The 13,932-nt window shown below is 38.1% G+C and carries 10 protein-coding genes and 1 tRNA gene; 3 read left to right on the top strand and 8 right to left on the bottom strand.

Going from position 1 to position 13,932, the window contains the following annotated elements; genetic code table 11:
- Window positions 1-82 precede the first annotated feature (82 nt).
- A tRNA-Pro gene (locus MKO06_RS13280) sits at window positions 83-156 on the top strand.
- Window positions 157-442: 286 nt separating this feature from the next.
- Here the strand turns inward: MKO06_RS13280 and MKO06_RS13275 are convergent.
- From MKO06_RS13275 to MKO06_RS13260, 4 genes are all read right to left on the bottom strand, one after another.
- Window positions 443-859, bottom strand: coding sequence for a response regulator (locus tag MKO06_RS13275; protein ID WP_241552555.1), 417 nt, complete (start codon window positions 857-859; stop codon window positions 443-445).
- Between the two features lie 10 nt (window positions 860-869).
- The gene (locus tag MKO06_RS13270; RefSeq protein WP_241552554.1) at window positions 870-2,609 is read right to left on the bottom strand and encodes a PAS domain-containing protein; all 1,740 of its coding nucleotides are present in this window, start codon (window positions 2,607-2,609) and stop codon (window positions 870-872) included.
- Window positions 2,610-2,721: 112 nt separating this feature from the next.
- Complete coding sequence (locus tag MKO06_RS13265) at window positions 2,722-3,384, bottom strand: response regulator transcription factor (protein WP_241552553.1); 663 nt, start codon at window positions 3,382-3,384, stop codon at window positions 2,722-2,724.
- Window positions 3,385-3,389: 5 nt separating this feature from the next.
- Window positions 3,390-5,474, bottom strand: coding sequence for a PAS domain S-box protein (locus tag MKO06_RS13260; protein ID WP_241552552.1), 2,085 nt, complete (start codon window positions 5,472-5,474; stop codon window positions 3,390-3,392).
- Window positions 5,475-6,149: 675 nt separating this feature from the next.
- Here MKO06_RS13260 and MKO06_RS13255 point away from each other — a divergent pair.
- Together MKO06_RS13255 and MKO06_RS13250 are read left to right on the top strand one after the other, a co-directional pair.
- Window positions 6,150-6,722, top strand: a complete 573-nt coding sequence (locus tag MKO06_RS13255; RefSeq protein ID WP_241552551.1) for a class I SAM-dependent methyltransferase — start codon at window positions 6,150-6,152, stop codon at window positions 6,720-6,722.
- An 82-nt stretch (window positions 6,723-6,804) separates the two neighbouring features.
- Window positions 6,805-8,661: a sulfatase-like hydrolase/transferase gene (locus MKO06_RS13250; protein ID WP_241552550.1), complete on the top strand. Its 1,857-nt coding sequence runs from the start codon at window positions 6,805-6,807 to the stop codon at window positions 8,659-8,661.
- A gap of 194 nt (window positions 8,662-8,855) precedes the next feature.
- On the opposite strand, the gene MKO06_RS13245 is transcribed toward MKO06_RS13250, so the two are convergent.
- The 4 genes from MKO06_RS13245 to galK form a co-directional block, all read right to left on the bottom strand.
- Window positions 8,856-9,791 carry an FAD-dependent oxidoreductase gene (locus MKO06_RS13245; RefSeq protein WP_241552549.1) on the bottom strand — a complete coding sequence of 312 codons (936 nt, stop codon included), beginning with the start codon at window positions 9,789-9,791 and terminating at the stop codon, window positions 8,856-8,858.
- A gap of 182 nt (window positions 9,792-9,973) precedes the next feature.
- Window positions 9,974-11,167, bottom strand: coding sequence for a GAF domain-containing sensor histidine kinase (locus MKO06_RS13240; RefSeq protein ID WP_241552548.1), 1,194 nt, complete (start codon window positions 11,165-11,167; stop codon window positions 9,974-9,976).
- Window positions 11,168-11,540: 373 nt separating this feature from the next.
- Window positions 11,541-12,584 carry a UDP-glucose--hexose-1-phosphate uridylyltransferase gene (locus MKO06_RS13235; RefSeq protein WP_241552545.1) on the bottom strand — a complete coding sequence of 348 codons (1,044 nt, stop codon included), beginning with the start codon at window positions 12,582-12,584 and terminating at the stop codon, window positions 11,541-11,543.
- 3 nt (window positions 12,585-12,587) lie between these two features.
- Window positions 12,588-13,733: a galactokinase gene (galK, locus tag MKO06_RS13230; protein ID WP_241552544.1), complete on the bottom strand. Its 1,146-nt coding sequence runs from the start codon at window positions 13,731-13,733 to the stop codon at window positions 12,588-12,590.
- Window positions 13,734-13,932: the final 199 nt, after the last annotated feature.

Genomic DNA, 13,932 nt, shown 5'->3' with positions numbered 1-13,932 from the left:
AGGGCGGGCTGCCCCACAGAATGATTCAAACTAGATTTGAAAAATTTTGAAAAATTGGAATTGAGCGGTTTATTGAAAAATTCGGGATGTGGCGCAGTCTGGTAGCGTATACGCATGGGGTGCGTGGGGTCGCTGGTTCGAATCCAGTCATCCCGACTATTACATTTTATTAAGTACGAAACCCTGATAACTTATGGTTGATCAGGGTTTTGTTTTTTTAGGGCTCCATTTCTTACCGGCCCTGGAAATCAAAAATTTCAGCTCCTGTTCAGTATTAAAACCAAAATGCCTAGGATTAGGAAGAGACTTAATAGAATTAATCTTTGGGAAAAGTTAAGCCGGTCTTTTAATTTAAGGGTAAGTAGTTTCATGATATTTAGATTTTTCAGGTTAGGGATTGAGTATCATTTCATTTAACCTGGTTGTTATAATCTGCTGAGGTTTACCGGGATTCCTTTGGGCAAGGAATGTGGCTAAGCTTCGTCTCTTTTTCGAGAATGGCCAATTGTTTCAGAAGCAGAGGAGTTAAAGGTTTTGAAATGAAACTTTTAACAATGGGGAACTTTAAGGCCTGGCGCCTGTCTCCCGATGCCACTGAAGAGGATACAACATATACTTCGATTCTTAAATGATAAAAACTATCCTGTAATCTTTTTAAAAATTCCCAGCCTGAAATAATGGGCATATTTAAATCTAAAAAGATGACTATTCTCTCGTGCACCTTCAGAGTTTCCAGGTACTTTAAGGCTTTTAGGCCCTCACTGAATGCATGAATAGCCTGGCGGGGATATAATTGTTTGATAATTTTTTGATGAATTATATTTATCACCTTATCATCATCTACCAGTAATAATTTCATAGTCTTTTATTTAAGATTTTTCTGAAGCTGCGGTGATTTTCTTGGTAAGCTCATCCAGTTCCTGTGAGGCTTCTTTTAAAAAATGAAGTAACCGGTTTAATTCTTCTTTTGAATGCCAGGATTGTTGAATGATGTCTATCAATCCAAGTATTTTTGTTACCGGAGCTCTTAACAGGTGGGAATGCATCCAGGCGATTTCCTTTAATTTTCTGTTTTTCGCTTTTAGAGCTTTTACCTGTCTCACCCTGGTAGTAATATCACTTGAGAAACAGGCTACCCCGGTAATTTTCTGATTATCCCGGGCATCAGATCTAATGGGGCTCATAATTACCTGGTAGTGTTTTTTACGCTTGTTTCTTAAGCTTACCTCGCTTTTCATTTTCATGCTTTCGCCATTCAAAGCTTTCTTATAGGCCCGGTACCATTTTTTTCTTGATTTAGCTGAAAAATCAGAAGAGCCATTTAACTGGCTGCCTACTTTTGACCCAATGCCATAGGGAATCACCGAAATCTTTTTCATATCCTGAAAAAAACTATCATTTGCGAGCATTAAATTGAAATTCTGGTCGACCGCCCATATATGGCCTGAGGTGCTGTTTATCACATCGTTTTGCAGCCTTCGCAAAGCTTGCAGTTCTATTTCTTTTTCTTTTTCAGAAGTTATATCCCTGAAGAAAACCAGTAACTTATCCTTCTTTATCCGAATCGAGTAATCAAGCCATTTTTTAAAAAGCGGTTGATAATGTTCAAAATGCACAGGTTTCATACTATGAAAGCAGGAGCTGACTTTTTCTGAAAAAAACTCATCAGAATCAAGCTGAAATGAGAGTCTAAGATCCTCACCAATTGCCGAACTTTTTTTTATTCCGGTAATATGTACGGCAGCATTGTTCCAATCGGTTATTTTCCAGTTCCTGTCTATCGTGCAGAAACCAGTACAAATACTATCTAGGATTTCTCTTTTTTCTTTAAGGGTATTTAATAATTTCTCTCTTTTCTTTTCTGTTGAAGTAGTTTCCTGAATACTTCCAACCAGCTTAAGAGGTCTTTTAAAACGATCCCTGTTTACCACCGCTTTGATATGGAAGTAGCGATAATTTTCTCCTTTTGAATTTATCCGGAATGCCGAATCAAAAACGGTATGGTTCAGTATTGCTTTTTCAAGTTGGGTTTCCAGCTTAATTCTGTCTTCAGGATGAACCATACTTTTCCATATTTCCAGGGGTATTTGTCCTGAAGTAGGGGCAATATGGAAAAGCTTATTGATGGTTTCATCCCAGGAAATGTTCTTACTTAAAAGGTCAAATTCCCATTTACCTGAATAACCAGAGGTTCTGAATGGATTATGGTCACTATCTGGTTGATCTAGCGGTGATCGCTTTTCCCTCTTTGAAGAATATCTCAAACATTTGTGAACCGAATATGGATTGATCTCATCAAGGAATATACTGTGCCTGACTCCCAGGTCATGATAAGTTTGATTTAGATCAATGCTTTTAGGGTGAACAATTACAAGATTGGGATAAATTGAAAGCAGGCTTTCGATAGCATCAAGAGTTTCATCGGTAGGATCTAACTCGTGAATTACGACGAAGACAAGGGAAAGATCGCTATTTGCAAGGGGGAGGAACTCAGGAAATTTAAGAATGTTCTTTTCGGGGATATTCAAATTTGCAAGAGCCTGGATTAATTTTTCCAGATATTGAGGAGATTTCCCCATTACACCAAGCCTTGTTTGATTAAGATCCATTTGAAAAAGCCATTTTATCGGGCTTCAACAAATGTGAAAAGAAAGTTAAAATATTTTATAAGGGTATTAACCAAGTTTCAAAGTGGGAGGCTTACGTGAAAAACCTAAAAGCTTAATAAATATCTACCAGATCGTTTTTTATAGCGTATACCACAAGGCCGGCTACCGATTTCGAGCCGGTCTTGGCTAATAGGTTTTGTTTGTGAGTTTCTACAGTGCGAACACTAATAGAAAGATTCTCAGCAATTTCCTGGTTCGAATGGTCGGCAACTACCAGATTTAAAACCTCTAATTCCCTGGAGCTTAAGTTTGAAGAGGAATCCTTATCCTTCTTTAACCTGGTCATATGAGCCATTATTTGCTGCGCCACGGCAGGACTAAAGTATGTTTCTCCCTCATAGACCGTATGTATGGCTCTTTTGAGTTCGAGCCGATCGCAATCTTTAAGCAAATAGCCTACTGCGCCTTCCTTCAGCATTCTTTTAATATGAGAAGTATTCTTTAACATGGTAAGAGCGACAACCTTGATATTGGGAAAGTTCCTGGTAAGCAGTGAAGTACATTCAATACCGTTCATAGCTGGCATATTAATGTCCATTAGAACCACTTCTGGTTTTTGGGACTCATCCATAGAGGAGATTATTTCAAATCCCTCTTTTCCATCACTTGCACTTCCCGAAAAGTGAATACTGGTATTTAACTCCCTGAGAAGAAAAATGATACCTTCTCTCACCAGCTTGTGGTCATCCATTACAAAAACCCTTATTCTTCCCACCTCTTTTAAATTTTAGATTTCACAATAAGTTTTGTTCCGTTTTGATCTGAAATTATATCCAGTTTGCCCTCAATTTTTTTCACCCGGTCTTTAATGGTTAACAGGCCTATTCCCACTTTGAAATTTTCACCGGGATCGAAACCAATCCCGTTATCTTCTACTTCCAATAGCAGATCTTTTTCCTGAATCGTGATACTTACCTGTATTAAACTAGCTTTTGAATGTTTCAGAGCATTTCCTACCGTCTCCTGAATGATTCGGAATAACTGTAATTCCAGGTTGGAAGCTAGTTTAATATCTTTATTATAAACAAAATTAATCTGGATCGAAGAATTTAATTGTAAATTTTCCAGTAATTCTTCTACAGAAGGGATCAATCCCAGATATTCTATCGATCCAGGCATGATCCTGTGTGCCAGGTTTCTACTGGCATTAATCACTTCCTCCAGGTTGCTTACGGTGCTCTTATACCTGTTGTTATCCTGTAATTGGGGAAAATCCAGTCCCAGGTTTTTCAGATTCATGGCGATCAAACCTAAATATTGTGTAATCCCATCGTGTAACTCTGAAGCTATCTTTTTTCTTTCCTTTTCACGTGCTTCAATAATTTCATTAGAGATTCTGACCTTGTAATTAACCCGTTCGGTAATATCCCTTAACACAACCATGGCTCCCATTTTGTGTCCATTTTCCGAATAGAGCGCAGAGCCGTTCGCTTCAAGGTACCTGACCGGATTCCCGGGTTTTTTCATGGCAAATTCATGATTTTTAACCCTCCCAGATTTTAAAGCCTTTACCAGGCTAAGCTCATCTGTTCGAAGATGTCTTCCAAGATCTGAAGTATACAAATGATAGTGACCAGGCCAGTCTTCAGGGCTAATATCACTTCTCTCATTACCGGCCCAGCTCCTTAGCATGTTATTGAAAAATACGATCCTACCTTCGCTGTCGCAAGCCAGGATCGCATCTGATGCGTTCTGGGTTAGGATTTGTAAATATTCCTCCTGTTCCCTGATCCTTTTTTCTGCCTTTTTTCGTTCGGTAATGTCTATGGCTGTTAGCACGACTAAATCCTGTTCCGGAATGGGGATCCTTTTTATATTTATATATCTTGTTTCTCCCTGTTCATTTTTAATTTCTATCATCCTCAATTCTGAGTTATTGGTATCCTCGAGAATCGAGTTTTCAATTTGCTTTTGGTACTTGCTTCCGGGCTTCAAATAGTCAAAGAACGAATCCAGGTTTTCAATTGATACTGGATTCCAGCCGTAAATTCTGGCGAACTCTACATTGGTTTTAATAAATCTTTTTTCTGAAATGGAATAGATAGAGGCACCAATAGGTAAATGGTTGAAGATCTCTTCAATAAAATGATTTCGCTCCTCTAATAACCTGAAGTTTGACAATAATTGTTTCCTGTTTTCATCTAATTTGTATAAAAGTTCATTTAATAAATTCCCGATCAAAGATAATTCACGGTCCTTTTCAAAGGCTTTACCCAAGTTGATGAATGTAGTCTTTCCCTCTTTAACTGAAAGAATTTCAGCCAGCAGTAAATTGAAGCTCCTGTAATTGGATTTGAGGAAAATAAATAAATTATACAGGAAGAAAATAGTAAAGACAAGGATAAGGCTTAATTCCATATACAAACTATCCCTTTGAAGCTTAAGCAACCTTTGAGAGGTTTGGTAGGAGTAATTATCTAGTTGTTTTAGAATATCCTTTATAATCAGGTGATTCCCAGCCCGTGAAGCTTCGGTAGAATTAAACGACCTGTCCTGAAAAGAAAAGTTTTCGATCGAGTGATTCAGGGATTCCAGGTTTTTCAGGATCAATCGCCTTAAATCGGGGTAATTATTCAAGGTAATAAGTAAATCCTTATACTGTTCTTCCCAATCAGATCGAAGGCTTTCATCGCCATTGAGCAGAAATAAAAGGTTGGTCACCTTACCTGAAATAAGATCTGCATTCAATTCATCATGTATCCTCGCAGCTTCCCTATCTGCAAAATAGAACTGACTGGAAATGATAAGACTTAGAAATAAAATGGAAAGGAAAGTAAATTTATTGATCAAGCGTTTTATAGCCATTGTTTTGCTCCCAAAATTGTATTCGGCAAAATTAATACCCAGCAGCTGAAAAAAGAGGATTTATCGATGAAAGGATATAATAGAATTGAAATTTTATCAAACAATTTTGATCAAAAGTAGAACATTATAACCATTTTACTGGAGTGACCTAAAATCTCAAAATCCCGGCCTTATTTCTTCTAGGACCTGTTTAAATCTGGTTTTGATGTAAAATAAGTGTTAAACTAGGCAGTAATTTAAAATGTAGGAATTAACTTGCAGTAGTCACCCCTCGAATGCCCCAAATCATCTAGGCAGGTGGCAGGGCCACATGCTTAAGCGTATGTGGCCTTCTTTATATTATCTATTTCCTTTAATCATCAAACATTTTCTTCATTGTCTCCACGGAATTAGCCCTTTTAGAATTTGAAAAATTAGAAAGGATCAATTTTTTTATTTAGATTCAACCGTGATACTTATTTTTGTGTCGATCAATAGTCTTATTGGAAATGAGCTTAGAATATAGGCAAGGATTGGATTTTGGTTAAAGTTTACCAATTAGTTATGAGGGCAGCACAGGATTCAGGCACGCGCTCTGATCTAAGATTATTGATATCAGGAATTATTAAACCAACTATGAACAGAATATAGGAGCTTTTCTATACTTGAAAAGCCTAACAGGAGCCATAAAATAAAATGCCCAATAAGAAGAGATTAAAGGAAAAATTAAAGACTTCCATTCAGTTTTCTAAGAACCTGTTTGTGACAGGAGCCATAAAAGAGACCAGCCGAAGAGTAGAAAGTGAGATTTGTCGATATATCCCGAAAGAGAAGGACGTGGTAGTCGTGGAGTTTGGAATGGGGCATGGAAATATCACTAAAGCCATTCTTACAAACCTATCACCTAATTCTAGATTATATTCCTTTGAGGTGAACGGTGATTTTTGTGAGCATGTTAGGCAATCCATTACAGATCCTAGGCTGGTAATTATAAATGATGGCGCTGAAAACCTGAGTAAACATCTGGATATAAAGATAGATAGCGTTATTTCTTCCATTCCATTTTCCTTTTTTTCAAGGGAAATGGGGCTTGGTATAATCCAGGATGACTACACTGCACTCAATGATGAATGCTTCTACAGTCAGGTTTTATATACAAAATTCAATTTCAGGAAGTTTCAAATGGTGTTTGATGTTTGTGAAATCGAAAGGTTTTCAGGTTTACCTACGGAATACATTTATCACTGTAAAAAACTTCAGAATAATTAAACCACAACCAGAATTAATAGTAGCATTCGATTAAGTCTCATATAGAATTAAAATTTCTTCAATTAAATCAATTTCCAGAAAAATGCAGGCTAAAACCAAATTGATCAAATTCAGCCTATTTGCTTTCGTGCAGATAATTATCCCGCTGGTGGTTATTCTAATTTTTCAGCAGCTTTTTCTTTTAAAAATAGAGTTGATTGTTGGCCACCTAGCGCTGGTTTTTTTAGCGAACCTGACTATATCCTTATTAGGACTTATATTCTTTTCTGGAAGGCTTGATAGGTTTCAAAAAATAACCAAATACCTTATTGCAACATTATATGGATGTGTGAATGTGGTTTTGTATTACGCCTATCTTTTTGCATTTAGCGGTGAATATTTCAATTCAAAGATATTCACCTTAGAGATCGTACTTGGATACGTAAAATATTTAGACGAATTTATTTCCAATTTTGATGTAAGTCCATTTCTGGTTTATAGTATCTTAATTTTCATTCCTGTTTTGATCTTTACGGGGATACTATTATTTGCCAGTACAATTCGCCAGGGAATACTAGAGCTTAAGAGACTTATTCAGAAACATCATTTTAATAATCCACCCAGGCTAATTCGCGTAAGTATGATTTGTTTTTTACTTCTTACCGGGTTCGTATCAGGTGTATTGTGGATAAAACGCTCAAAGATTCCTGCTTTTCTTTACAGAATTGAAGAGCCTGTGGCCAACGTCTATTTTAGAAATGATCCGTTCGATGGAAGAATACTTTCAGATAAATACGAAGATGTAGGTATACGCAATTCTTATCCAAAAAATCTCGATTTTCAGAAAAAGAATATCGTAATAATTGTAATTGATGCCCTGCGGTCAGACCATTTAGGGCTTTATGGTTATGAGCGCGAAACCACGCCATTTCTGGATAGTGTCTATACTGCTGGTGATCTGCGGAAAATAGATCTGTCATTTTCAGTAGCAGCTGAATCTTTTGCTGGGATCAATAGTATTTTAAGGTCCAGGATCTGGGCTCACCTGGGATACGATAACTTCTCCCTGCAGCAACTTTTGAAGGACCAGGGTTATGATCTTAATTTTATTGTTTCAGGAGACCATTCCAATTTTAGTGGGCTTAAATCATTTTATGGGAATAATAGCGAACTTGATTACTATTTGGATGGTTCGATGACCAAAAAACATTCAGATCCCAATGACGATCGCATACTATTTGAGGGGCTTGAAAATATACCAGATTATCAGGATACACCAGCCTATTTTCATTTTCACATGATGTCTGTTCATAATCTGGGAGTACGTTTAAATCAATTCAAAAGGTATAGACCGGCAAGTAAAACCATTTTCGAAACAGGTGATTATGTTAATAGGTATGACAACGGTATTTTGCAGGCCGATAGTTATATCAAGGAAATTTTTGAAAGCCTAGCAGATAAGGGATATCTTCAAAACAGTATTGTCGTAATTACTGGAGACCATGGTGAATACCTGGGTGAAAATGGTGAATTTGGACATAGTCGGGATCTATCTACCCAACAATTACTTACCCCAATTTTAATTTACGATCCCGAAGATGTTGAATACAAAAATACCCGCTATGCCTCGCTTATAGATATCGCACCAACCATAGTGGATAGGTTAGGACTGCCAATTCCTGAACCATGGGAGGGAGTTTCATTATATAGCGAGGAAGATAACCGGCAATTAACCTATCATCAGCAAGATGAGCGTTATGCCATTATCCATAAAAATGGGGATTTGAGGTATAAGCTTATTTATGATAGGAAAACAAAAAAGCAAGAATTATACGAGCTGAACTCAGATTTATATGAAACGACCAATATCATAGATTCTCTTGATGTGGATTACCTGAATAATTTGAGGTGGTATATGAATGAATTTAATATAGACCCGGAAAGATTATATGAATATTAACCGGGGTTGTTCCTTCTCAATAGGTTGGAAGTCCTAAAACCTGAATTTCAGATCACTTGCTTTTATTGACAATTTTGATAATTCGTCAAAAATAATTTCAGTTAAACTCCAGTTATAGCTTTCAAATTCGAACTTGTTGGTGAGCTGATTTACGGCAGCATCCATTTATACTTTCTAATTAAAAGTAGTATGGCTTAAAGGTTTATTTGGCGTGCAATATCTATAGCGCAACCCCAGGCAACAGTAAAACCGGCGCCTCCGTGCCCGTAATTATGAAAAATCCATGGATACTTTTTGTCAAATTCAAAACGCACCTCGCTTCTTTTTGGGCGTAGTCCTACAACTTCTTCGATGATCTCTGGTTTGCTATTTGAAATTCCAACCTTTGTAAAGCGATCCAGGATTTGCTCCGTATCCTTCTGGTCTACTTCCAGGTTATAATCATTTATATAATCTGTACCGCCAATTACACAATCCTCACTTCGGTTTATCACGTAGAATAATGCTCCTTTCCTGGTAGAATCGGCACAGGAAGGAATTGACATTTTTTTACATCGAAGGATTTGTCCCCGCATCGCATGCAGGTCCTCATCGTTGCAGAGCTCTTTTGCACCTAAACCGGTACAGTTTATAACAAGGCTATCCAACTTGGAAACTTCTTTAAGACTTTCAATATTTCGCTGTATAAAAGTGCCCTTTTTTGCTGTAAAGCGTTTAAAAAGGTAGGCCAAATATCGCTGAGGTTCTGCCAGCGGGACTCTTGAGATCAGGGCATTCTGAAAGCCTTCAGGCAATTCCTGTTTTGAAGCCTGCCTGGTGGTACCTTCAGGCATTTCCTGGGTCCAATCCAAATTGGTATCTTCATTATATGCCGTTATGAATGGAATAAAACTCACACCATTTCCCGGCGTCCTGTCATGCAGGTATTCTTTATAGGTTAGCCTGGCCCAATAATTCGCTTTTTCCCTTGGATATACTTCAAAGGGAAACCATATGGCCCCCACTTTACTGGATAAAGTGGCATTAAAACATTCCCTGGCAATAATCCTGACTTTCCATCCTGCTTCCTGTAATTTTATGGCCGTAGTCAAGCCTACGATCCCGCAGCCAAGTACTGTAGCAGACTTCATAATCGTTTCTTAATTCTTAAAGCAGTTTTGAACCTCATGATAAACTGAAATTAAGCCAGTTAAAAATTATATTCAACTTTGTGTACGATTCCCATTACCTATAATATTCCGTGTTTTCATCAATTAAGAAAGGAAGTTTAATTTTCATTCAATCTGTATAACTTAATGTTACAGTTTAATGATCAGTTTTTTAAAGACATATTAAACTTAAAGCTGGTACGGTCCTGGATCGAGGTGGCCTCCAGGTAACCTCCGTGGGCTCTGGCAATTTCCGAAGCTATAAAAAGGCCCAGGCCCAGCCCGTCTTTGACATTTTTTGCTTGAATCGTGGTAAACGGCTTAAAAATATTCTTTAATGTCTTTTCTGGAATGGGTTCTGAGGAATTGATTACCTCAAGAATAAAATTAGCATCCAGGGTTTTCGCGTTTACGTAAATTGGTTTGGAATCATGTCCATGCTTTACAGCATTGCTAAGTAAATTTGAGAGTAGTTGTCCTATCCTGTTGCTGTCGCAAATAACCGGATGGTTCAGGTCTATTTGTGAAATAATTTGATGGGATGAATCTGTAGTTTCAATTTCCAAAATAACCTGTTCCAATACATTTTCCAAGAGTGCATTATCATTTTTTAAATCCAGTGAAATTCCCTGGCCTAGTTCTGCCTTGGTAAAATCTAACAGGTTATCAATTAATTCCTGCATTCTTAGGGAACTGGATTTAATTGAGTAAACATATTTTTTTAAACTCTCATCGATATCCTTGTGTAAAAGAATATCGGCAGAAAGCCTTGTGTTCATAAGGGGATTTCTAAGATCATGTCCAAGAATGGCAATAAAGGTTTCTCGGAGTTTAGCCGTCTTTTTTTCTTCTGAAAGGTTAATTTTTATGTTTTTCAGTTCCTCAAGAGATTCTAGGTGAAAAGAAATTAACTCTGTATAGAGTTTAAAAAGATCATGGGTATGCTCGTTCTCGAGTTGGGCAGGATCAGGATCTATGGCACATAGGGTACCAAAAAAACTACCATCCTTACGGAAAATCGGGAAGGAGATATAACTTTTAAAGCCATACTTTGCGGGTGTATGATGATCGCAGTATTGCTGACTTTCAGGAACATTATCAATAATAACCGGGTTAGAATGTTGTCTTATTTCATTGCAAAGAGTTGTTTGTAGATCTAACTCATCACCTGGTTTTAAACCAAAATTTATTTCGTCCTTAGATAAGCAGGTGACCCATTTTTTATCGGTAACCCTTGCAACCGCGGCGAATCGCATACCAGTTGTCTTACAAATGATGTTAAGCATGGATGGAAGTGAAGATATTTGTAAGATATTCTGAACATCTTTCTGAAGGGAAGGGTCTAACTGCGTATTCATCAAATTGGTCCTAAAATTTGAAATGTACGAAATATGAATCGAACTCGATGATTATTCTTCAAGTTATCTTACTCTGGCTTAATGGGTAATCAATTTTCTGATGAAATTTGAAACTATATTTTAAATATAGCTTTTCTAACGCTTACAAGTGTTGGATGCCATACTTTAATATTGAGATATCCATTAGGTCATGGTACCTGGATTTTAATTTGGTAGCTGAAGCTCTTAGCCTTAAAAAAATCGTTCAAGTGGGTACCCAAAGCTTCAAATTCGTATCTGTTTTTTCCTTCAGAGAACACGCTTCAATAGAAATTTTCAGTGCCATCATTCAACTGTTCCTGAACCAGGAAGGACTTCTGAAACGATACAAAGTCTAGCCTAACTTAAGATAATGGGTTTCTGATAATTCGTTTAATCTTTTTGCTGCCTGCTCTGCGGTGATATCTCGTTGAGGCCCCGCGAACATTTCATAGCCTACCATGAATTTTTTTACGGTTGCTGAACGTAACAGGGGTGGATAGAAACTCATATGAAAATGCCATTCCGGGTATTCCTTGCCGTCGGTTGGGACCTGGTGAATTCCGGAGGAATAGGGGAAACTGGTCTCAAAAAGATTGTCATACTTGATGGTAAGTTTTTTAAGGATGGCGGCATAGGCTTTTTCTTCCTCTGCAGTTAACTGCCCAATATGCTGAAGATGCCTTTTTGGAACGATCATCGCCTCGAAGGGCCATACTGCCCAGTAAGGTACCAGGGCCACAAAATGTTCATTTTCTTCGAGTATTCGCTCAGCCAGTTCCAACTCCTGTTCCAGGTAATCTCCAAGTAAACTACGTTTATTCTTCTGCCAGTATTCGGTGAATTTCGCCGACTTTTTAAGGATTTCGGTGGGGATCGAAGATTGAGACCAGATCTGCCCGTGAGGGTGCGGATTGCTGCAACCCATGATCGCCCCTTTATTTTCAAATATCTGGACATAATTGATATCTTTCTTAGCTCCCAGTTCCAGGTATTCTTTTTTCCACATTCGTATCACCTTGGTAATATCTTCGACCTCCATCAGTGGCAGTGTTAGTGAGTGATCGGGAGAAAAGCATACCACTTTACAAATACCTTTTTCGCTTTCGGCATGCAGCAACCCGCCATTAAAATCGATCTCTGGAGTATCGGGCAGGAGCGAGGAGAAGTCGTTCACGAAACTGTAGGGTTCCCTGTAATCGGGATTGGTATCTCCACTGGCGCGGGTGTTTCCGGGGCAAAGGTAACAGGAAGGATCATATTTTTCCTTTTTTTCGGTCTTGCTTTCTTCGGTTTTTCCCTGCCAGGGTCTTTTGGTACGGTGAGGAGAGACCAGTATCCATTCTCCGGTTAAAATGTTATATCTCCTATGCGGAACATTATTTAATTGCGTATCCATCTGTTAGTCGTCTTTATTCTTTATTTGAGTACCGGCATCTGGTAAGACACTTATCGCATCCAGTTTAATATTGAATTCTTTAAAATAGGCTTCAGAAACCTCCTCAACGTACATATTTATTTTATCCTGCTCGATGAGATTCAGTGTACAGCCACCAAAACCTCCTCCCATCATCCTTGAGCCGTAGATGAAATCATTTTTTCGGGAATGATCCACCAGGAAATCGAGTTCCTTGCAGCTTACCTCGTATTGATGCTGAAGGCCTTCATGAGAGGCATACATCAACTCACCAAAGTCTTTTAATTTGCCCGCTTTTAGATCGCGGGTTGCCTGTAAAACACGCTCATTTTCCTGCAATACATACTGGCAGCGTGAGTAGATCACAGGGCTTAACCGGTCTTTAAATTTTTTGAGGAGTTCCAGGTCAACATCCCGAAGAGAACTTACCTCAGGATGATCTTTGCTGATCAGTTCTACTGCAGATTCACACTCCTGGCGCCGGGTATTGTATTCGCTTTCGGCAAGGTTGTGGGAAACATTAGTGTTCAATAACAACAATTTACAGTTCCTGAAATCGGCCGGGATATATTCCGCCTCCAGGCTCCGGCAGTCCAGCATGATTAAACGGTCTTTCCTGCTCATTACCGAAGCATACTGGTCCATGATCCCGCAATTATTACCCACAAATTCATTTTCGGCTTTCTGGCAAAGCTTGACGATCTCCAACTGACTTAATCCAAGCTTAAAAAGTTCATTTAAGCCGCTGGCGAGCCCGCATTCAAGAGCGGCAGAAGAACTAATACCGGCCCCAACCGGAAGTTTGCTTTCGATCAAACAATCGAATCCTTCAGGTTTTTTACCCAATTTCAGGATCTGGTCTACCACGCCGAGTATATAATTTTCCCAGCCCTCGCCTTTGGAAACAGGTTCTTTTAAACTGAAATCAAAACCTTTCTGGTAGGTTTTACTAAATATTCTGCAGGTTTTGCTTTGATTGGGTCTTAACTTCAGGTAGATCTTTTTATCGATGGCCGTTGGTAGAACAAAACCCTGGTTGTAATCGGTATGTTCGCCTATAAGGTTTATTCTTCCAGGGGAAGAGACCTCTAACTTAAAGTCCAGGTCCTGTAAATTAATTAGATCTTCCATTATAAAATTCTATTGGGTGAAGATAATAAACGTAAATTATACAATTAAAAAATTTCAGACAAATTTGCTCTATTTTATGTCTTTAGATTTTCCAATAAGATAGGTGATAAGTAAGAACTTTGAAGATCAAGTAAGTTTCGGAAGCATTGATTCCTGGAAGCTTGAAAAAATTCAGCATCAAAAAAATCCAGGGCTTTTG

It is taken from the genome of Christiangramia oceanisediminis, from assembly GCF_022570735.2.
Classification (GTDB): domain Bacteria; phylum Bacteroidota; class Bacteroidia; order Flavobacteriales; family Flavobacteriaceae; genus Christiangramia; species Christiangramia oceanisediminis.
This window is presented reverse-complemented; position numbering and strand designations above follow the sequence as displayed.